The sequence below is a fragment of the Eudoraea chungangensis genome, assembly GCF_029360665.1.
Taxonomy (GTDB): Bacteria; Bacteroidota; Bacteroidia; order Flavobacteriales; family Flavobacteriaceae; genus Eudoraea; species Eudoraea chungangensis.
Map to the genome: position 1 here is coordinate 222,368 of NZ_JARDUB010000006.1, position 21,723 is coordinate 244,090.

The 21,723-nt window shown below is 36.9% G+C and carries 19 protein-coding genes; 13 read left to right on the forward strand and 6 right to left on the reverse strand.

Annotation, left to right across the window (positions count from 1 at the left end):
• Positions 1 to 58: 58 nt before the first annotated feature.
• Both PXG98_RS13830 and PXG98_RS13835 read right to left on the reverse strand, forming a co-directional pair.
• Positions 59 to 1,591 carry an aryl-sulfate sulfotransferase gene (locus PXG98_RS13830; RefSeq protein ID WP_276391987.1) on the reverse strand — a complete coding sequence of 511 codons (1,533 nt, stop codon included), beginning with the start codon at positions 1,589 to 1,591 and terminating at the stop codon, positions 59 to 61.
• Between the two features lie 174 nt (positions 1,592 to 1,765).
• Entirely contained in the window at positions 1,766 to 2,395 is a 630-nt protein-coding gene (locus PXG98_RS13835) for a hypothetical protein (RefSeq protein ID WP_276391989.1), read from the reverse strand.
• A gap of 235 nt (positions 2,396 to 2,630) precedes the next feature.
• Here PXG98_RS13835 and PXG98_RS13840 point away from each other — a divergent pair, with 235 nt between their 5' ends.
• Entirely contained in the window at positions 2,631 to 4,190 is a 1,560-nt protein-coding gene (locus tag PXG98_RS13840; protein ID WP_276391991.1) for an aryl-sulfate sulfotransferase, read from the forward strand.
• A gap of 50 nt (positions 4,191 to 4,240) precedes the next feature.
• Here PXG98_RS13840 and PXG98_RS13845 read toward each other — a convergent pair whose 3' ends face one another.
• Positions 4,241 to 5,881, reverse strand: coding sequence for an arylsulfatase (locus PXG98_RS13845; RefSeq protein ID WP_276391992.1), 1,641 nt, complete (start codon positions 5,879 to 5,881; stop codon positions 4,241 to 4,243).
• 93 nt (positions 5,882 to 5,974) lie between these two features.
• Between PXG98_RS13845 and PXG98_RS13850 the strand changes: the two genes are divergently transcribed.
• Together PXG98_RS13850 and PXG98_RS13855 are read left to right on the forward strand one after the other, a co-directional pair.
• Positions 5,975 to 6,958 (forward strand): NAD-dependent epimerase/dehydratase family protein, encoded by a 984-nt coding sequence (locus PXG98_RS13850; protein WP_276391993.1) that lies wholly within the window; start codon positions 5,975 to 5,977, stop codon positions 6,956 to 6,958.
• Positions 6,959 to 7,026: 68 nt separating this feature from the next.
• Entirely contained in the window at positions 7,027 to 7,767 is a 741-nt protein-coding gene (locus tag PXG98_RS13855; protein WP_276391995.1) for an NIPSNAP family protein, read from the forward strand.
• Here PXG98_RS13855 and PXG98_RS13860 read toward each other — a convergent pair.
• The 3 genes from PXG98_RS13860 to porX all read right to left on the reverse strand — a co-directional run bounded on the left by PXG98_RS13860 (position 7,724) and on the right by porX (position 10,736).
• Complete coding sequence (locus PXG98_RS13860) at positions 7,724 to 8,029, reverse strand: hypothetical protein (protein ID WP_276391997.1); 306 nt, start codon at positions 8,027 to 8,029, stop codon at positions 7,724 to 7,726. The genes PXG98_RS13855 and PXG98_RS13860 overlap by 44 nt on opposite strands.
• A 102-nt stretch (positions 8,030 to 8,131) precedes the next feature.
• The gene (locus tag PXG98_RS13865) at positions 8,132 to 9,037 is read right to left on the reverse strand and encodes a sulfotransferase domain-containing protein (protein WP_276391999.1); all 906 of its coding nucleotides are present in this window, start codon (positions 9,035 to 9,037) and stop codon (positions 8,132 to 8,134) included.
• A 154-nt stretch (positions 9,038 to 9,191) separates the two neighbouring features.
• A complete protein-coding gene (porX, locus tag PXG98_RS13870; RefSeq protein ID WP_276392001.1) occupies positions 9,192 to 10,736 on the reverse strand; it encodes a T9SS response regulator signal transducer PorX in 1,545 nt (514 codons plus the stop codon).
• A gap of 37 nt (positions 10,737 to 10,773) precedes the next feature.
• Here porX and PXG98_RS13875 point away from each other — a divergent pair, with 37 nt between their 5' ends.
• The 10 genes from PXG98_RS13875 (at position 10,774) to PXG98_RS13920 (ending at position 21,657) form a co-directional block, all read left to right on the forward strand.
• Positions 10,774 to 12,003: an HD domain-containing protein gene (locus tag PXG98_RS13875; protein ID WP_276392755.1), complete on the forward strand. Its 1,230-nt coding sequence runs from the start codon at positions 10,774 to 10,776 to the stop codon at positions 12,001 to 12,003.
• 159 nt (positions 12,004 to 12,162) lie between these two features.
• On the forward strand, positions 12,163 to 13,185 hold the full coding sequence (gene lpxD / locus PXG98_RS13880) for a UDP-3-O-(3-hydroxymyristoyl)glucosamine N-acyltransferase (protein WP_276392002.1): 1,023 nt from the start codon (positions 12,163 to 12,165) through the stop codon (positions 13,183 to 13,185).
• Positions 13,186 to 13,191: 6 nt separating this feature from the next.
• On the forward strand, positions 13,192 to 14,589 hold the full coding sequence (locus PXG98_RS13885; RefSeq protein WP_276392003.1) for a bifunctional UDP-3-O-[3-hydroxymyristoyl] N-acetylglucosamine deacetylase/3-hydroxyacyl-ACP dehydratase: 1,398 nt from the start codon (positions 13,192 to 13,194) through the stop codon (positions 14,587 to 14,589).
• A 1-nt stretch (position 14,590) separates the two neighbouring features.
• Entirely contained in the window at positions 14,591 to 15,376 is a 786-nt protein-coding gene (gene lpxA, locus PXG98_RS13890) for an acyl-ACP--UDP-N-acetylglucosamine O-acyltransferase (protein WP_276392005.1), read from the forward strand.
• An 8-nt stretch (positions 15,377 to 15,384) separates the two neighbouring features.
• Complete coding sequence (gene efp, locus PXG98_RS13895; protein ID WP_276392007.1) at positions 15,385 to 15,951, forward strand: elongation factor P; 567 nt, start codon at positions 15,385 to 15,387, stop codon at positions 15,949 to 15,951.
• Between the two features lie 54 nt (positions 15,952 to 16,005).
• Positions 16,006 to 16,941, forward strand: coding sequence for a UDP-3-O-(3-hydroxymyristoyl)glucosamine N-acyltransferase (locus tag PXG98_RS13900; RefSeq protein ID WP_276392009.1), 936 nt, complete (start codon positions 16,006 to 16,008; stop codon positions 16,939 to 16,941).
• Positions 16,942 to 17,005: 64 nt separating this feature from the next.
• On the forward strand, positions 17,006 to 17,878 hold the full coding sequence (gene sucD / locus PXG98_RS13905) for a succinate--CoA ligase subunit alpha (RefSeq protein ID WP_276392010.1): 873 nt from the start codon (positions 17,006 to 17,008) through the stop codon (positions 17,876 to 17,878).
• Between the two features lie 121 nt (positions 17,879 to 17,999).
• Positions 18,000 to 18,746, forward strand: a complete 747-nt coding sequence (fabG, locus tag PXG98_RS13910; protein ID WP_276392012.1) for a 3-oxoacyl-[acyl-carrier-protein] reductase — start codon at positions 18,000 to 18,002, stop codon at positions 18,744 to 18,746.
• Between the two features lie 48 nt (positions 18,747 to 18,794).
• The gene (locus PXG98_RS13915) at positions 18,795 to 20,831 is read left to right on the forward strand and encodes a vWA domain-containing protein (protein WP_276392013.1); all 2,037 of its coding nucleotides are present in this window, start codon (positions 18,795 to 18,797) and stop codon (positions 20,829 to 20,831) included.
• A gap of 10 nt (positions 20,832 to 20,841) precedes the next feature.
• The gene (locus PXG98_RS13920; protein WP_276392015.1) at positions 20,842 to 21,657 is read left to right on the forward strand and encodes a prohibitin family protein; all 816 of its coding nucleotides are present in this window, start codon (positions 20,842 to 20,844) and stop codon (positions 21,655 to 21,657) included.
• The last annotated feature ends 66 nt before the right edge of the window (positions 21,658 to 21,723 follow it).

The following is a 21,723-nucleotide window of genomic DNA, read 5'->3' on the forward strand; positions in this document are numbered from 1 at the left end:
TGCCTTAATATATAAAAAATATCCCGATACAATCTTAGTGTAATCCCTAATACTCAACTTATTCTTTTTCAGTTTCCTCAGGAGGTGGTAGTTTAAACATTTCAGGTTGTGGGTCTAAAGGTTTTAATTCCTTACCCATAAATGCCGGGTGATCTGCAGGAATAAAAGTGGCCCTAAAAATAAAATAGGTCATGGGCATAATATCATTTGGATCCCCATTTGGCTTTCTTATGTCTCCCCGAAATGGATTTAAATATTCCCAAACAATCTCCCCTTCAGGATTAACTTCAAAAAATCTTCCCTTAGGACCTTCGTTAATAAAGGTATTTCCATTTTTCATTCGATGCACCCCGGAAATAAAGCTCCCATAAAACGAAATTGTATCCTTGGCCACATAAGTCCAATTAGGTTCTTCCGGGCCAAATCTGCCATTATCTTGCAAGCTATAAGTACCATCAGCATTAATTGGAGGATTTATCTCGTATATAGCAGAATAATGAAGACTATCAGGGCCCATTGGAACGTCGTTGTTGTAGAGAATAAGGTTGTTTTCTCCAGGTTTTCCTTTCTCTATCCATTGGATGTCATGCTGGTAATACAACTTTCTATCAGTAGAATCACCTTGGCTATAATTCTGGGGATTACCCCATCTATACAGTAAATCTCCATCCTCGCCGCGTGCTTCTTCGGAACTAAGTCCACGATTAATGATAAATACTTCACTTAGCTCAGGAGAACTAATGGCTATTTGATCTAATTCTGCATTGTAATTAATCGCATTTAAATGAAAGAGGTCCGAACCTCTATTGTTAGTAGTAAGGTTTCTGCCTCTTCCCATGGCCACTAATATATCTACACTATCTTGGGAAATTACTGGGGGTACACTATCTCCTACATTGAAGCTTATACGTTCTGGATGATCTGCCAAGACACCATAATTAGTTTTGGTAGAGTCGTAGTCTTGTATTAAGTGATCCTCTATACGCCATTCCCAAACTATTCGTCCATCATCGCGTCCCTTAGGTTCTATTTCCACTACTTTTTCTAACCATGGACCACCCAAGGGTGTATACTCGGGTTTGCGTCCCATTGCAATTGCTTCTTCATAAGAGATTTTTTTATATGCTAAGGCTAGAATATTACCATCTGGTTTTACCGCAAAGTCATGATGAATCATACTATCTTTTGCAGCGTATTCATAATCCCATAGCATTTTACTATCCCAACTTATATTTTGTAGTCTTCCGTAAGGCCCACCAAAACCGAAGGTAGGAAAATCTGGATCTAATGCTCCAATCATAAGAGAACCATCATCCATAAGGTAGGACACAAAGCCATCGTAATTTCCTTTCCATTGATGTACCACTTCTCCTTCGCGATTAATTAAATAAAAGAGGGGAGAATTAGGAACGGCATACATTAAATAGCCATCCATTAAATCTTCGGATGTTTTTGTGAGTCCCCTTGGTATTCTATGACCGAACATATTACGGTCTTTTTTATCCGCAGACTCCTCTGATTCTTTGGTACTGCAGTTCGCAACTATTAGCACTATTAGTACCGCAGTGAGGTAACGAAATATTTGTTTCATTTGATTGGTTAGTTGGTTGTATCTAAATATAAGCTTTTTTTAATGCAACAGTTGTCATTAGCTTCTAATTTTAGGCAGAATACGGCCTCGTTCTATTTCTTCCCGATTAGTCATTAAAAAGTTGGTGGAGGATAATTTTGCTTATGTAGTGTTATTTTATCCAGAATACGCCAACTATTTAGTATTGTGCATCCATTTTTTAGCAGGTACCATCCAAGCGTCCAAAGGAGTATATAGAAACCCATGATTTAAACCAGTGTTAATTTTAAGTTCCTCAAACTTCGTAGCTTCTTTAGACCTGTTTATCCAATACCGATAGTCTTTGCCTGCGACTGTATCGGATGCTTCGTAAATTCCTAGTACAGAGCCATGTAAGAACCAATCAAAGGTTTTTTCTGTATAGTCACTATTGGAGGCTAAAAGAATATAGTTGATATTACTTTTATTTATATGAGAAATATGCATTGCCATAATCCCCCCTTTAGATGCACCAATGACACTAATGTTCTCAGGAGGGACTCCACTTTTTAGTAACTCATTAATTTCGGAAGAAATTTTCGTAGTAAATTCATAAAAGTCCGTTTCTTCTGTTCTTACTTCGTGATGTATGGTAGCTCCAGTCTCTTCGAGTGATTTAATTATTTCTATGTATTTATAAGGACCAAAATGGGGACTCACAGCATTTACTCCCTGTGTTTCAATTATCATCCCGTGTAAGTAGAAAATATGCTTCAAAGGTGGCTGTGCAAAAGAATTAGTAAACCAAAAAACAAGTATCAATAATAAGAATAAAGGGTTTCTCATAGCTGTTGTTTTACCTCTACAAGGCGCTAATTGCAAAACAATTAATAAAGACTTAAGAAGTATCTCCTTAAAATTTATAATTATAAAACCTATGTGATCTCATTTTAAAATTACTTAATTAATCTTTAAAGTTTACTTTAAAAAGACTAATTTTCGATAAATACTCTATCCGGCTGGTTTTTTCCATTTGAGCTAAAAGTTTAGGGTCATCCGTTTATTAAACAAATTAATTCTAATGAAGATTCAATTTTATTTACTAGCCATTATTTTAATAAGCCTTCTTGTAAATTGTGACCAGCAGGTGACCATTTCGGAGAAGTCAGACACCAAGGATCGAAACATGTTTGGATTATATATTCCAAGAGGACTGACAAAGACTAGCGAAGGACTAAGTCCTGGATATGTAATGTTTGTGCCATCTAATTCTTCATCAACATATTTGATAAATCGTCAGGGCCAGGTTGTACATGAGTGGAAAGGCAATTACGCCATGCATACGCCTTATTTGAACGCGGATGGATCTTTAAGCGCATTAGTTGTGGACCCAGACTTTCCAGTGTTTGCAGGTGGCGGAGAATCAGGGAGACTTCAAAATATAAGTTGGGATAGTAAAATACTGTGGGATTTTGAATATGCAAATGAAGAACATCTTGCACATCACGATATCGCAGTACTACCAAATGGTAATTTCTTGGCTATAGCCTGGGAGTCGAAAACGGCAGAAGAAGTCTTACAAGCAGGCCGCAAGGCGGAGATGATCCCTAAAGCCGGACTATGGCCTTCGCATATTATTGAAGTAGTTCCGCAGGGCAAAAATGGCGGTGAAATTATTTGGGAATGGCATATTTGGGATCATCTTATTCAGGATCAAGATCCAACGAAAGATAATTATGGGATTGTTTCCAAACATCCCGAATTATTAGATATCAATAAAGGCCGACCGCTACCACCTCCAATTACTCAGGATAGTATGGATATTTTGCAGGCTAGTGGAAAAGCCTGGAGGAATCAAACAGCCCATAACAGAGGATCGGATGTATTTCATTTAAATGCAATCAATTACAATGCGGAATTAGATCAAATTGTTTTTAGCTCTCCTGCCTTAAGTGAAATATTCATTATAGATCATAGTACAACTACTGAAGAAGCCGCTGGTCATGTAGGTGGAAAAAGTGGAAAGGGTGGAGATTTTCTATATCGTTGGGGAAATCCTGAAAATTATCAGCAAGGCGATTCTACTAATAGAAAATTATTTGGTCAGCACGATATTCGTTGGATAGAAAGTGGGAAACCCGGAGCCGGTAATCTCACTTTATTTAACAATGATATTCCCATGGGGCCAGACAGCCTAGATTATTCGGCGGTTTATGAATTAAAAGTTCCTGTTAATGAAAATGGGGAATATGAACTACTGCAAAATAGTAGATTTGGACCAGAGAATCAACTTTGGAATTACGTTGCAGAAGATACACTTTCTTTTTATGGAAGTTTTATTTCTGGAGCTCATCGAATGGAAAATGGAAATACCTTTATTAATGAAGGCCCCCGGGGTAGATTTTTTGAAGTTACACCCGAGGGTGAGACCGTTTGGGAATATCTAAATCCCTACAGAGGGAATATACATAAACCTAATGGAGACGTCATATCACCAATCCCATTTGCATATATTCAGTTTCGCAGCACCTTTATTCCTGAAGACCATCCAGCATTTAAGAATAAAGTATTAATACCCTTGGATCCGCAACCAGAAGAGTTCAAACTGCCACCAAAGCCAAAAAAGGGTGTTGATGAATGATGGTATTAAATTAAAGCAAGAAGTAATAAAAAAAACACTTACTCAATAATTTATCTTGGCAGCTGTGCTCTAGTCTCTCTAGTAAAAAGCCGCCATTCCTCAATTAATTCGCTGTACTTTTTTTGTTCCTTAGCCTTTAAATCCTCTATTTCACCTAAATCGTCCTCTAAATTGAATAGCTCAAAGTTGGCTTCCTTAAAAGGGTGAACGCTATTGGTAATTTTCCAGTTTCCCTTCCGAATCATCGCATAGCCGCTGTGTTCCATTCCAAAGACATAATCATCGTCATGAATAATGGCGGTATGCTCCTCTATTACGGGTACTAAGGAACTACCTTTTAGCGGGTAAATTCTATTCCCATCATAGTAGGTGGGGTATTCAATTCCTGCCCATTCGTAAATGGTTGGGGCAAGATCCATGACGGTGGTAAAACTATGTGATATGGTATTTTGCCCTTTCACAACAGGATTTCTAATAATTATTGGTGAAATCATTCCCCCATTTGTGGTAAAGGCCTTGTAGTACCTGAAAGGGGAGGAGCCCGCTTCAGCCCATTGGGGTCCGTAGGATACCATAGAATTAGCCTTACCCATATTTTCATAAGAATTAGAATAATAACCACTTATATATGGTCGTATTTCTGGATCGTTATAATAGTCTTCTCCCGCTGCACCATTATCGGACATGAAAATTATTACGGTATTTTGATATTCCCCTATATCTTTTAAATACGCTATTAAACGCCCTATATTCTCATCTAAGTTATCCAGCATACCAGCATACAATTCCATTTTTTTTGCCTCAACTTTTTTTTCAGTTTCGTTTAAGGCACTCCATGGTTTTATAAGGGGATGATTAGGTGGTAGTTTTGCATCCTTTGGAATCATTCCTGCCTCCATCAGGCTTGTAAACCTTTCTCTTTTCAAAGCCTCATAGCCCTGATCATATCTGCCGGTGTATTTATCGGAATACTTCTTATCTACTTGCAGAGGCCAATGTGGCGAAGTGAAGGCCGCATATGCAAAAAATGGTCGTTTATCCTCTTTGTGTTTATCAATGTAAGAAATTAGTTTATCCGTATATAAATTAGTGGAGTAGGCATCTTTAGGCCAGTTGGTAATCTGCCCATCTTCGGTATAATGCGATTTTGGTATTCCTTTAAAAATCCCTTCCTCACTATAATGGTTTCCAACCCCTTCCAGCATAACGTAAGAATGTTCAAATCCCTTGTTATTCGGGTTTGCTTCTTCACTATTTCCTAAATGCCATTTCCCTGCCATATACGTATGGTAACCACTTTCCTGAAGCAACTGCGGAACTGTTACCACTCTATTCATAAGTCTACCTTCATAGCCAAAGACATTTGCTGTCACAGCTTGTCGACCTACCCCGGCAATATGATTATCGTTCCCAGTTAATAACATTGCCCGTGTTGGAGCACACATTGGCGCATTATAAAACCTACTAAATCTAATACCTTCTGAAGCTAACAGGTCTATATTTGGCGTATGGATATCACTACCATAGCACCCCAAATCGGCATAACCCAAATCATCCGCAACTATTAAAAGAATATTTGGACTAGAATTATTCTTAGTGGCAGTGGAAGGTGGCGAACCAGAACAACCTAATAGCCCTACTATGGTATAAAAAATGGCGAATCTTCCAAAAGTTAAAATACGCAGCCTCATAAAATATAAAATTATTTAAACAGTGGCTATTTCTTGTAATCCTGTTTACTATATCTTTTAAATTTACTACTTTCCAAGTCCAAAGGAAACAAAATGAAAGTATTATTTATTGGAGGTACGGGAAACATCAGCAGTGCTTCTAGCAAATTAGCCATTGCCCAGGGAATTGAATTATATCACTTAAATAGGGGCAAAAGCAAGACTAAGATTGAGGGGGTAAAGACTATCCTTGGAGATATAGAAATACCACAAACACTGGATATACTAGAAGATCATCTATGGGATGTGGTAGTAAACTGGATCGCTTTTGGCCCAAAAGATATTGAGAGAGACATTGGCCTTTTCAAAAATAAAACCAAACAATATATTTTTATAAGTTCAGCTTCCTGCTATCAAACCCCTTTGAGCTACCCCGTTATAACAGAATCTACACCCCTCTGTAACAACCTCTGGGATTATTCACATAATAAAATCCTCGCAGAGGAGCGCTTAATAAAAGCTTATAGGGAGGAAAATTTTCCAATGACTATTGTAAGGCCTTCTTTGACCTATGATACGGTTATTCCTATTGCCATTGGAGGCTTCGATAAATACAATACAGCACAGAGAATTTTAGATGGCAAGGAAATTATAGTTCATGGAGATGGCACGTCCTTATGGACGGTAACCCATTCCGAAGATTTTGCCAAAGGATTTGTTGGTTTATTAGGACTTACCCAAACATTGGGGCATGCATTTCACATCACTTCTGATGAAGTACTAACATGGAACATGATATATAAAATCTTGGCCAGTAGTTTGGGGCGTGAGGCTAAAATAGTTCATATTGCATCCGATTTTATTTGCAAAATTGCTCCTGATTTTACAGGCACACTTCTTGCTGACAAAGCAGAAAGTGTGATTTTCGACAACAGTAAAATTAAGACTTTTGTCCCTTCTTTTAAGGCTACCATCCCATTTGCAGAAGGCATTAAAAAAACTTTAAAATGGTTAGACGATAATCCGGAAAGAAAGCTGATAAATCCGGAAACAGAAGCACATATTGAAACAATTCTAAAGACATATCACAGTTTATAAGGATTTAGAAATTAAATACCAAAAAATGCGTATTTTTAGATTCTTCAACAATCAACGAAATTAAAACCATGAAAAAAACACTATTTGGTATTTGCATGCTAGTACTAGTAACTTCTGCTGTCGCACAACAACAGTTTTATGAACTTCGTGAATATTCAATGAAGTTTGGGAACCCTAGTACTTTACATACTTATCTAGAAGATGCGTTGCTCCCTTCACTAAATGCCTTAGGTGTTGAGAATATTGGGGTATTTGAAGAAGTAGCAGACGCGTTACCTAAAAAGCTATATTTATTTATTCCATACGATGATATGGCCTCTTATACTGCAATTAATGATGCCCTAGAAAAGGATTCCCAGTTTATAGCGAAGTCCGAGGCTTATTCTAAGGCCGATCCTAATGGTTTTCCTATTAGAAGAATACAGACCTCCTTCATGACGGCCTTTGAAGGAATCCCACAACTAATTAAGCCGGCAAATGGTTCAATGCTTTTTGAGCTAAGAATTTATGAGGCGTACAACGAAGATGCGTTAGATAGAAAAGTGGCCATGTTCAATGATAGTGAATTAGGTATTTTTAAGGATGTAGGGTTGCATTCCGTTTTTTTTGGAAAGAATATAGCTGGATCTCAAATGCCCTGTCTTACCTATTTATTAGGGTTTAAGGATATGGCGGAAAGAGATGCAAATTGGGCAAAATTTGGTCCACACCCAGAGTGGGAAAGAATAAGAAAACTGCCAGAATATGCCAATACTGTTTCGGATATCACACGTATTTTTTTAAAACCGCTCTCTTATTCACAACTCTAAAGGGATTAAATTGTTGATAAATTTTTGGATTAAAAGGTGCAACCGCCTGCATTAATTTTGGGGATAGGTCACCGTAGAACTCTACGGAAAGCTCTGCAATAGCAGCCATTTTACCTAATAGTTCTCCTACATTAGCCATATGGTTTAGTATGGCCTCCGAGTCTTTATAAGTTTCTCGGAAAACATATTCTGCCCCCTCATTATTGTTAAACCAATCGTATTGTTGGGTAGTTGTCTTTTCTTTCTGCCTGACAATGTGCATATATTTTATGGCTAGGTCTTCAAAACTGTCCTTCTAACCTTTATTTAGCTGCATTTTACCGTTAATTGAATAGTTCCCATTACTATATTTTTTTATGAATACCTATTCTTCTCCCATAGCCAACCAACGAGCACATTCAGCAGACAGTTTTTGCTCAGCCAAGCTGTCGTACTTTCTTATCTCTTCTGTAGTTAGAACATCCCTCCAGCGGCCATTTGTACCTTTGTTAATGAATGTTTTAGCACCACCTTCCCAAAAAGCCCCACCTAAAGGAGCGCTTAAGGCTGCATTAGACTTCATATAACCAAAACTGCAATGTTCTAAAATTTGCTCCCATTTAGATTCATCGATTGGTATTTCGAGAAAATCCGCTATTTCCTTTATTTGCCCAGGCATATCCTTCTTTAAATTATTGAAGTGAATAAGTTTCACATTTGGAAGATCTTTAATATTCCACCAACTACTTATATTGTCCCATAAAGACCAAAAAGGAAAGCCATCTTTATCTAGCCATTCATGATAATAATCTACGATAGATTCTGAAGGTTTTTCTAACTTCGGACCTACTAGCCCTGGGGTTTCGTTTAAGGCACCATAAAACTTTTCATTGGCATTACTATGATGGTTGTATAGACTCCAGAGTACATCGCGTCCGTCTCTGCCTATATATAAGTATTTGGCTTTAGGGGAAAACTTTAAATAAGGAACTGGCAAGTGTGTCTTTAAAAACCTGCGATGTGTTTGGGATTCGATAGCCGGAAGTTTAACCTCTTTGGGAGGTACACGCAGGTCTACCCATGGCGACATCTCGCCAACATTTAGTCCTTCTTGTCCGTTAAAAATTAATTGTGAAACAATTTGTTGTACCCAGGTTGTTCCCGATTTGGCATAGGTAGCTATAATAATATCATCATCTCTGAAGTTTATATCATTCCACATGGTTGAATCGAAATGATTTGAATGTAATTCTCCTTTCTTTTCAGGCCACTTAATTGTTTGCTCTTCCATTATAAAAAATGTATTGGTTTATACAGAAAATTATTAAAAAAGCAAAGGGAGCCAAATAATCAAGGACAAAGGTTCCTAAATACTGTCCGAACGGCTAGTTTTTTTTTTCAATCACCAGCTGCGACTTTGTGTAAAAGAAAGTTAATTAACCATCCTAACGAGGTTCTAAAACTACAAATGGAATTATCATTTCTTCCAGAGAAACACCTCCATGCTGGTAGGTATTTCGATAATATCCTACATAATGATTATAATTGTTTGGATAAGCGAAAAATAGATCGTTTTTGGCAAAAATAAACGAACTGCTCATTGTGATACTAGGCAACTTAATCCTGGCGGGATCTTTAGATTCGAGCACTTCATTCTTAGTGTAGGTAAGACTTCTACCCGTCTTGTACCTAAGATTAAGACTAGTCTCTTTATCACCAATTACTTTTGAAGGCTGTTTTACATTAATAGTGCCGTGGTCTGTTGTTATCAACAGTTTAAAACCTAATGCCTGCGCCTGCTGGATTATTTCTAATAAGGGTGAATTTTTAAACCAACTCAAGGTAAGCGACCTATAGGCCTTGTCATTTGAGGCCAATTCTTTAATAACCTCCATTTCCGTTTTCGAATGCGAAAGCATGTCAACAAAATTATAAACTAAAACGGTTAGATCGTTGTCTTTTTGCGACCTGAAATTTTGAGATAGATGGCGCCCTTGTTTAAGACTACTAATCTTGTGGTATTCCCATTTTAGATCTAATCCTAAGCGTTTTAATTGTGCTCCGAGAAATTTATCTTCATAGAGGTTTTTGCCTCCTTCGTCGGTATCATTTTTCCACCATTCAGGATATTTTTTTTCCATATCTAAGGGGGTTAATCCTGAAAATATAGAGTTTCTGGCATATTGTGTCGCCGTTGGTAAAATACTAAAATAAGGAACCTCTTTGGTCTTTTTATAATATGGTGTTAATACCTCTTCAAAGGCTAACCATTGATCATATCTCAAATTATCAATTACTAAGCACAAGGTTTTATTGTTCTTCAATTCTGGCCCAATTAGATTTTGGAAAAGGGTATGCGACATTACCGGGCCGTCGTCATTGCCAAACCATTCAGGATAGTTTTTATCGATAAATTTTCCAAATTGATTATTGGCTTCAATCTTTTGAGATTCTAATATCTCAAACATTCCAGAGTCTTCAATTTCCTCTAATTGCAGTTCCCAGTATATTAGTTTTTTGTAAAGCTCGGCCCATTCTTCATAGGTGTTTACCATAGAAAGATCCATGGCTATCTTTCGAAATTCCTGTTGGTAATTCGCCGTTGTTTTTTCGGATACTAATCTGGAATGATCCAAATTCTTCTTTAGAGATAGCAGTATTTGATTTGGATTTACAGGCTTTATTAGGTAGTCTGCTATTTTAGAACCAATAGCTTCCTCCATTATAAACTCTTCTTCGCTCTTTGTAATCATCACCACTGGAAGTGAAGCATTTAACACCTTTAATTCATTTAAGGTTTCCAGGCCGGAAATTCCGGGCATGTTTTCATCCAAAAAGACAATATCAAAACTTTTAGAGGCTATTTCAACTAAGGCATCTTGCCCACTATTGCATGTGACTACTTCGTAATTCTTATTCTCAAGAAAAAGAATATGGGGTTTAAGAAGGTCAATCTCGTCATCTACCCAGAGGATTGTAAACTTGTTCATTTAGTCCTTATATTTACTGTTGAAAACACTAGCTATTTTGGCAAAAACAGGCAAGCTTAAAATATTCAACGATCCAATTTACGGATTTATTAGAATTCCAGACCCCCTAATATTTCAACTAATAGATAGTCCTTACTTCCAAAGGCTAAGAAGAATATCTCAAATGGGATTGTCGTATTTGGTATTTCCCGGCGCACATCACACTAGATTTCATCATGCCCTGGGAAGTATGCATTTAATGACTAAAGCGATTCAACTGCTTAAACACAAGGGAGTTGCCATTACTGAAGAAGAGAGTCAAGGACTTTTATTAGCAATTTTGTTACACGATATCGGTCATGGTCCTTTTTCTCATGCAATGGAAAACAGTTTAGTAGAAGGTACCTCTCATGAGCATATATCCCTTCACTTTATGGAATTACTAAATCTTAAGTTTAACGGAAGTTTAACTATCGCTATTGAAATTTTCAAGGGGACTTACAGGAAAAAATTTCTTAACGAATTAGTAAGTAGCCAATTAGACATGGATAGATTAGACTATTTAAAAAGAGATAGTTTTTATACCGGAGTTGCTGAGGGTAATATTAACGCTGAGCGGCTCATCACCATGTTAAATGTGGTAGACGGACATTTGGTAGTTGAAGAGAAGGGTATTTATTCTGTAGAAAAGTTTTTAATGGCCAGAAGATTTATGTACTGGCAAGTCTATTTGCATAAAACAGGCCTCGTTGCAGAGCAATTGTTAATTAATACCTTAAAAAGAGCAAAGGAATTGGTAAAATCCGGAAGTAATTTAACCTGCAGTGATGCCTTAAACTTTTTTCTATCAAATGAAATTCATAGATCTAACTTCGATACTAATGTTTTAACCAAATTCTCTTCCTTAGATGATGTAGACATTATGGGTGCCATAAAAGCATGGCAAGGACATTCTGATTATGTTCTGTCTAATTTGTCGCAACGAATCCTCAATAGAAGGTTATTAAAAATAAAACTCAAGGACCGACCTATGAAAGAGGATAAGTTTCACAAGTATTTTGAACGTTTTCAGACGGAAAAGGGTCTAAGTTCGGAAGAAACGCACTATTTTGTTTTTAAGGGTGAAATTGAAAACACTATCTATGATCATAAGAAAGAACATATACGAATCTTACACAAGAATGGTAAAGTTTCTGATATTGCCACCGCGTCAAACGACTTAAACTTGTCTAGTCTTTCCAATAAAAATAAAAAGTACTATATGTGTTTTCCGCCGGAAGTACATTGAGCAAAACTACATAATGACTGTTCCTGGTTTCTCACGATTTTGTTAATTCTGATAGATATTTCTATTGGGATTTGTTAATCTAACTTAGGATGATATCTGTTTGTTAAATTTTCTTACTTTTGTTACCATCCTAATTTTGGATTTAATTAATACTTGATTTTGGAATTTACCGCAAGTCAAATCGCAGGCATTTTAGAAGGTGAAGTAGAGGGTAACCCTGAAATAGCTGTGCATAAATTAGCAAAGATTGAAGAGGGGGAAAAAGGTTCTCTAACTTTCTTGGCCAACCCAAAATATACGTCATTTATTTACAGTACAGATGCCTCAATAACGATAGTTAATAAAGACTTTATTCCTGAACAAGAACTGAAAACAACTCTTATAAAGGTAGACGATGCCTACAAATCGTTTTCTAAACTTTTAGAGTATTACAATCAGGTAAAAAATAATAAAACAGGCCTGGAAAGTCCTATATATTTGTCGGACACTGCTGTATATGGCAAGGATTTTTATTTGGGAGCTTTCTCTTATTTAGGTAACAATGTAAAGATTGGCAATAATGTAAAAGTTTATCCTAATGTTTACGTTGGGGATAATGTAATAATTGGGGACAATGTAATTGTTTTCGCGGGGGCTAAAATCTATTCCGAAACAATAATAGGAAATGGATGTGTTGTACATAGTGGTGCAATAATTGGGGCTGATGGTTTTGGTTTTACCCCAAATAAAGAAGGAGTTTATAGTAAGGTTCCACAAACAGGTAATGTTATATTGGAAGAGGACGTTGACGTAGGGGCTGGAACTACAATAGATAGGGCTACCCTGGGATCAACAATTCTGCGGAAAGGGGTGAAATTAGATAATCAAATTCAGATTGCTCATAATGTGGAAATTGGGGAACACACCGTAATTGCCGCGCAGACAGGAATCGCAGGATCTACAAAGATTGGAAAGTATTGCTTAATTGGAGGGCAGGTTGGTATTGCAGGTCATATTGTTATTGGCGATCGTGTACGCATACAGGCACAATCGGGGATAGGTAGAAATATAAAAGATGATGAAGTCTTACAGGGATCTCCTGCCTTTGCTTATAGCGATTACAATAGATCGTATGTGCATTTTAAGAATTTGCCAAGACTAGTGAACAGACTTAATGATATTGAAAAACAAAGTGATCAATAAATGACCATGGGAAAACAACGGACAATAGCAGAAGAAATTACCCTTAAGGGAGTTGGACTTCATACGGGGCAAAATGTTACGATGAAGTTTGTGCCTGCCGAAGTTAATCAGGGGTATGCCTTTAAAAGAGTGGATTTGGAAGGAGAACCCATTATTGAAGCAGATGCAAATTACGTAGTGAATACTCAGAGAGGGACCAATTTAGAAAAACGTGGCGTAAAAATTCAGACTTCAGAACATGTATTGGCGGCCTTGGTGGGAATGGAAATTGATAATGTGCTTATCGAATTAGATGCCCCGGAACCACCAATAATGGATGGTTCTTCCAAATTTTTTGTGGAAGCTATTGAAAAAGCGGGAATTGTGGAACAAGAAGCGGACCGAGATGAGTATATAGTAAAGGATGTAATTACCTACAAAGATGAAAATACGGGAAGCGATATTACGCTTATCCCTTCCGATGAGTACAAAATTACGACCATGGTAGATTTTGGCACTAAGATATTAGGTACTCAAAATGCTACTCTTGAGACTATATCGGATTTTAAGTCGGAAATAGCGGAAGCAAGAACTTTTAGTTTCTTACACGAATTAGAGATGCTATTAGAAAACGGACTTATTAAAGGAGGAGATTTAAACAATGCCATTGTTTATGTAGATAAAGAGATTTCACCCTCTACTATGAAAAAGCTAGAAAAGGCTTTTAAAAAAGAAAAACTAAGGGTTAAACCGAATGGGATCTTAGACAATCTAACCCTGCATCAGCCTAATGAAGCAGCCAGGCATAAGCTATTAGATGTTATTGGAGATTTGGCTTTAGCAGGAACAAGAATAAGAGGCAAGGTAATCGCCAATAAGCCCGGACATTATGTAAATACCCAATTTGCAAAAAAATTGTCCAAAATAATTAAGTTAGAAAGGCGAAATAAAGTGCCAAAATTTGATCTTAATAAGCCGCCATTAATGGATGTAACCCAAATTATGGGCATGTTACCTCATAGGCCGCCATTTTTATTGGTAGACAAGATTATGGAACTCTCTGATAAGCATGTGGTTGGCGTTAAGAACGTAACAATGAACGAGCCTTTTTTCGTAGGGCATTTTCCTGGAGCACCAGTAATGCCTGGTGTCTTGCAAGTGGAAGCCATGGCGCAAACGGGAGGTATCCTTGTACTGAATACCGTACCAGATCCAGAAAATTATCTTACGTTTTTTATGAAAATAGATAAGGTAAAGTTTAAGCAGCAAGTTGTTCCAGGAGATACCTTAATCTTTAAATGTGATTTAATTTCTCCCATTAGAAGGGGAATATGCCATATGCAGGCTTATGCCTACGCTAATGGTAAATTAGTATCTGAAGCAGAATTAATGGCTCAGATTGTAAAAACAAAACAAGAGGAATAATATGAATCAACCCTTGGCTTATGTACACCCTGGCGCCAAAATAGCCAAAAATGTTGTAATCGAACCTTTTACAACTATACACAATAATGTTCGCATTGGAGATGGTACTTGGATAGGCTCTAACGTAACTATAATGGAAGGAGCCCGAATAGGTAAAAATTGTAATATTTTCCCAGGAGCTGTAATTTCTGCCCCTCCACAAGACTTAAAGTACAACGGAGAAGAGACTACAGTAGTTATAGGTAACAATACCACAATTAGAGAATGTGCTACTATTCATAAAGGTACTTCAGACCGAATGAAAACCGTAATTGGCAAGAATTGTCTAATTATGGCTTATTGCCATATAGCACATGATTGCTTAGTTGGTAACAACTGTATCTTTTCTAATAATTCTACTTTAGCGGGTCATGTCACTATTGGCGATAATGTAATATTGGCTGGCTTAGTAGCGGTACACCAGTTTGTTTCCATCGGTAACCATGCCTTTGTAACGGGTGGCTCCTTGGTTAGAAAAGACGTTCCGCCTTATGTAAAAGGGGCAAGGGAGCCTATGTCTTATGTAGGTATTAATTCGGTTGGTCTGAGAAGACGAGGATTTAATTCAGAAAAGATTAGGGAGATTCAAAATATTTATAGAATACTATATCAAAGAAATTATAACAATACGCAGGCCGTTCAAATTATAGAAGCGGAGATGGAGGCAACCCCAGAGCGTGACGAGATTTTACAATTTATACGCGATTCCCAAAGAGGAATAATGAAAGGATATTTTAGCACCAATTAAATCAATTTATGGCAAGTACTTCGGATATTAGAAAAGGTTTATGTATTAAATACAACAACGATATTTATAAAATTGTAGAGTTTTTGCATGTGAAACCAGGGAAAGGCCCTGCATTCGTTAGGACAAAACTCAAAAGCTTGACCAATGGAAAAGTACTGGATAACACTTTTTCAGCCGGACATAAAATTGAAGATGTAAGAATAGAAACTAGATCTTATCAATTTCTATATGCAGACGGAGAGACCTATCATTTTATGAATACAGACGACTATAACCAAATTTCATTGCAGGAAAGTGCATTGGATACTCCTGGTTTGTTAAAAGAGGGGGAAGTAGTAACTATAGTCTTTAATACGGAAGACAGTATGCCGCTTTCAGTAGATATGCCCGCTAGTGTAATATTAGAAGTTACGCACACAGAGCCTGGAGTTAAAGGCAACACAGCAACAAATGCAACGAAGCCCGCAGTGGTTGAAACCGGGGCAAAAGTTAACGTTCCATTATTTATCAATGAGGGGGACAGAATTAAGGTAGACACTGAAAAAGGTGTATATATGGAAAGAGCTAAGGAATAAAACTTTTGCGCCCGTTATAAAATATCCTTGTAAATACGTCAGTCTTTATCACAAATGAAATTTTCAACACCACATACGCTTCTCGAAATATCACAAATTATTAAGGCTTCCTATGTTGGAGATAGTGATTTTCAAGTCCTAGGTATGAATGAGATTCATGTAGTTGAAAAAGGGGATATAGTATTTGTAGATCACCCTAAATACTACGACAAAGCATTGGAATCAAAGGCATCTGTAGTTTTAATAAACAAAGATGTGCCTTGCCCTGAAGGAAAGGCTTTACTTATTTCGGAAGATCCCTTTCGAGATTTTAACGTATTGACTCAGCATTTTAACCCTTTTAAGGAAGCTTCAAAATCTATAGCTGACACCGCCGTTATTGGCGCATCCACAATTATACAACCAAATGTCTTTATTGGTAATAATGTGAAGATTGGTGAGCATTGTATAATTCATCCCAACGTTACCATTTATGATAACTGTATAATTGGAGACTTTGTTACCATTCACTCAGGATCTGTTCTGGGAGGTGATGCGTTTTATTATAAAAATAGGCCAATTGGTTATGACAAGCTCATTTCTGGAGGAAGAGTTGTAATTAAGGACCATGTAGATATTGGGGCAGCTTGTACTATTGATAGGGGAGTTACTGGCGATACTACTATTGGAGAAGGGAGTAAATTAGATAACCAAATACAAGTTGGCCACGACACAATAATTGGTAAAAAATGTCTTATTGCATCACAAACCGGAATAGCTGGCTGTGTTGTGATAGAAGATGAAGTAACGATTTGGGGGCAAGTGGGAATTATTAGTGGTATTACCATTGGAAAAGGAGCTGTAATATATGCTCAGGCCGGTATAGGGAAATCTTTAAAAGGAGGTAAAACCTATTTGGGTAGTCCAGCCGGTGAAGCAAGGGATAAGTTTAAAGAAATGGCTAGTATGCGCTATATTCCTACCTTAATAAAACAATTAAAACGAGAATAACATAAAAACTACTTTAATTATTCTTTTCAATCCTATATTTTTGTGCACTTAAAACAAATAAAGAATGAGCGTTCTAGTAAATAAAGATTCCAAGGTTATTGTTCAAGGCTTCACTGGAAGTGAAGGTACCTTCCACTCGGAGCAAATGATCGAATATGGTACTAATATAGTAGGAGGTGTTACACCCGGTAAAGGTGGTCAAGAGCATCTTGGGAAGCCCGTGTTTAATACTGTAATCGATGCCGTTTTGCAGGTAGGTGCCGATACAACCATAATTTTTGTACCGCCGGCATTTGCTGCAGACGCTATTATGGAAGCTGCCGAAGCTGGTATTAAGGTTATCATTACTATTACAGAGGGTATTCCTGTAGCGGATATGGTGAAAGCAAACAACTATATAAAAGAAAGAAATTGTACCTTAATTGGGCCTAACTGTCCTGGTGTTATTACTCCAGGAGAAGCAAAAGTTGGTATAATGCCTGGTTTTGTTTTTAAGAAAGGTAATATTGGAATCGTTTCCAAATCGGGAACACTAACCTATGAAGCAGCCGATCAGGTAGTGCGTCAGGGACTTGGAATTACAACTGCCATTGGAATCGGAGGAGATCCAATTATTGGGACCACCACGAAACAAGCCATTCAAATGTTAATCGAAGACAAAGAAACAGACTGCGTGGTTATGATAGGCGAAATTGGAGGTCAGTTAGAACCTGATGCGGCTAAATGGTACAAGGAAAGTGGAAGTTCAAAACCTATCATTGGCTTTATCGCCGGAGAAACGGCACCGGCGGGAAGAACCATGGGTCATGCAGGAGCTATAGTTGGTGGTGCCGATGATACGGCACAAGCAAAAAAACGAATTATGAGAGAATCCGGAATACATGTCGTAGATTCTCCTGCAGAAATAGGAAGCAAAGTGAAGGAAGTAATGGGTTAAATCCCCTATAAATTTAAATAACAAACCTTGTGTTTTTAATCCCGAGCTATTCGGGATTTTTTTTAGGTTAATTTCAAACAAAACTTATCTTTGAATAATATCCATTAAAAATTAGGGAATTATGAAAATTCTAGAAGGGAAAAATGTAATAATAACCGGTGCCAGTAGAGGTATAGGAAAAGGAATAGCAGAAATTTTTGCCAATCATGGTGCTAATGTAGCCTTTACCTTTAGTTCTAGTGAAGCACCTGCTTTAGAATTAGAAAAAGCACTTACCGAAAAAGGGATAAAGGCAAAAGCTTATAAAAGCAACGCTGCAAGTTTTGGCGCAGCCGAAGAATTGGTAAAGCAGGTTTTGGAGGATTTTGGAGGAATAGATATACTAATTAATAATGCAGGTATAACTAAAGACAATCTTTTGATGCGAATGGGAGAGGAAGATTTTGATTCGGTTATTGAGATTAATTTGAAATCTGTTTTTAATATGACTAAGGCAGTTCAACGTACTATGTTAAAACAACGCAAGGGCTCTATAATAAACATGAGTAGTGTTGTAGGGGTTAAAGGTAATGCAGGGCAGACCAATTACGCTGCTTCCAAGGCTGGAATGATAGGTTTTACCAAATCTGTAGCCTTAGAACTAGGGTCTCGTAATATTCGCTGTAATGCCGTTGCTCCGGGCTTTATTGAAACTGAAATGACAGATAAACTAGATGAGAAAACCGTACAAGGATGGCGAAACGCTATACCATTAAAACGTGGAGGTCTGCCAGAAGATGTTGCCAATGCATGTCTATTTCTTGCCTCAGATATGTCGGCTTATATAACCGGACAAGTTTTAAACGTTGATGGGGGTATGCTAACTTAAAATTATTTTAAACATTGATAAGAAACAGGCAAATTAGCTAAAAGGATTATGCAATTACAAACCGTACTGCTTATTATTTTAGCGGCAATATTCGCCTTTGCCGTTGTCTATTTCCAATATTTCTATAAGGCAATACAAAATAAAAAGCTTCAATATACCCTTGGTTTATTAAGGTTTGTAGTCCTGTTCTTATTACTCTTTCTCTTAATCAATCCAAAGATTACAAAAAATACTTTTGTAACAGAAAAACCTAATTTAGTTGTCCTTGTTGATAATTCTTCTTCGATAAAAACAGCTAATGCCACGGAGGAAGTTGAAAGTATTTTGGCATTTATAGATCAAAATGATTTACTTGATGAGAGGTTTAATACAGTTATGTATTCTTTTGGGAATAGTCTATATTCCTTAGACAGTCTTGGTTTTACGGAGAATTACACAAATATTGGTAAGGCCCTGTCCTCTGCCAATAATATTTACAAAGATACCAACTCAGCATATTTACTATTAACGGATGGCAATCAAAATCTTGGAGAAGATTATGAGTTTTATGCACAAAGGCAAGCCAAGTCCATTTTTCCCATAGTAATAGGAGACACTACTAAATTTGATGATTTAAGCATTGATCAAATTAATTCTAATAAGTATGCCTTCTTAAAAAATCAGTTCCCTTTAGAAATTCTAATTTCCTATAATGGAGATAGTGATGTCTCTTCAGAACTAAGTATCAGAGAAAATGGAAAGTTGATGTTTAGAGAGTCTATTGTTTTAAATAGCAATAAAAGGGCCTTAACTAAAGAAATCTTAATGGAGGCCTCTGAGGTTGGTATAAGAAATCTTAAGATATCACTAAGGCCCCTGGTGAATGAAAAAAATCTGGCCAATAATGAAAGAGAAATAGCTATTGAAGTTATTGATGAGAAAACAAATATTGCCTTAGTTACCAACATGATGCATCCCGATCTTGGGGTTCTTAAAAAATCTATTGAAACTAACGAACAAAGACAAGTATCTATTCTAAAACCTAATATAGAGGCAACATCCTTAGATGCCTTTGATTTATTTATACTCTACCAACCAGACAGGAGCTTACAAAATATTTATGATTTTATACAAAATAAGGATCTTAGCTATTTTACTATTGTTGGTACTAAGACCGATTGGAACTTTCTAAACGAGGTTCAGAATAGTTTTCAAATGAATAGTTTTGAACAGAATGAGGATGTTTATCCGCTTTTTAATGAAGGATTTACCAAATTCGATATTAAAGAATTTGAAATAAATAATCTTCCTCCTTTAAAAACTGTTTTGGGAGAACTATTAATCACTACGGCGCATGAAAATATATTGGAACAGAAGATTAAGGGTGTGCCCTTAGAAGACCCACTGTTTTCCATTCTGGAATCGGCCAATAGTAGGGAGGCCGTCCTATTTGGTGAGGATATTTGGAAATGGCGTATGGAAATATACAGGCAAGAAAAGTCCTTTGAAAGATTTGACGACCTATGGGCTAAGACTATTTTTTACCTGGCAGATAGTGATCCTAAGAGTAGGTTAACTCTAGACTATCAAAATATATTCTACGGAAGCAATAATGCCTTTATAAAGGCGCGATATTTTGATGAAGTATATAATTTTGAGCCAGCTGCGACCCTTTCGTTAAAACTTATAGGAGATACACCGAATAACGAAAGAAGAGAACTAACCCTTCTTTTAAAAAACGGCTACTATGAAGTAGATTTAAGCAGTTTATTACCAGGAAATTATAGTTTTGAAGTGTCGGTGGAAAACCAGGATATTTCTGAGAAAGGGACTTTTACCATCCTTGAATACGATCTCGAAAACCTCTCTCTTTCTAGTAATTATAGCAAATTAGATAGAGCAGCTAAGAACAGTCAGGGAGCTTTGTTTTACCCGGATCAGCTCTCAGAAATGGTAGCCACCCTCTCACAGGATAATCGTTATGTTCCCCTACAGAAAAGCAATCAAAATGTCGTATCTTTGATCGACTTTAAAGTCCTTCTTGCCACAATCGTTATAGCCATGGCCGCGGAATGGTTTTTAAGAAAGTATTTCGGATTAATCTAAAAAAAAATATATGGATAAGTTACCCAAAATTGCATTGCCTGTAGTATTTATTATTGTTTTAGTAATTATTCTAATTTCAAAATCGGCGGTTACCATCGGTTCCGGTGAGGCCGGAGTTTTATATAAAACATTTGGTGGAGGAGTGGTAACGGATGAGGCGCCACTCGGAGAAGGTTTTCATATTGTGGCCCCTTGGAATAAGGTATTTATTTATGAGGTAAGGCAACAAGAAGTGTTCGAAAAGATGAAAGTGCTATCAAGTAATGGACTAGACATTCAGCTAGATGCCTCTGCCTGGTTTCAGCCTTTTTATGAAGATCTAGGAAAATTGCACCAAGAAAAAAGTGAAATGTACAAGGAGAGAATTCTACTTCCTGCCATTCGTTCAGCAGCTAGGAGTGTTGTTGGTAGATATACCCCTGAACAACTTTATTCCAGTAAACGAGATGCAATACAGGTAGAAATATTTGAAGAAACTAAAAACATTGTTCAAGATCAGTATATTCAATTAAACGAAATTCTTATTCGTGATGTAACCTTGCCACCAACCATCAAAGAGGCAATAGAACGAAAATTAAAACAGGAACAGGAATCTTTAGAATACGAATTTAGACTCGTCACGGCTTCTAAAGAAGCAGAAAAAGTTAGAATAGAAGCACAGGGTAAGGCCGATGCCAACCGTATTTTGAGTGCTTCTTTAACCGATAAAATTCTTAAAGACAAAGGGATTGATGCGACCTTAAAAATGGCGGAATCTCCAAATGCAAAAGTAGTAGTCATTGGTTCCGGTGGGGATGGACTTCCTTTAATCTTAGGAAATAATTAATGAAAATTCATTTTGTGGAATAAAAATAAATTCTAATTTTACATCAAATGAAAAACAAGTCGATAC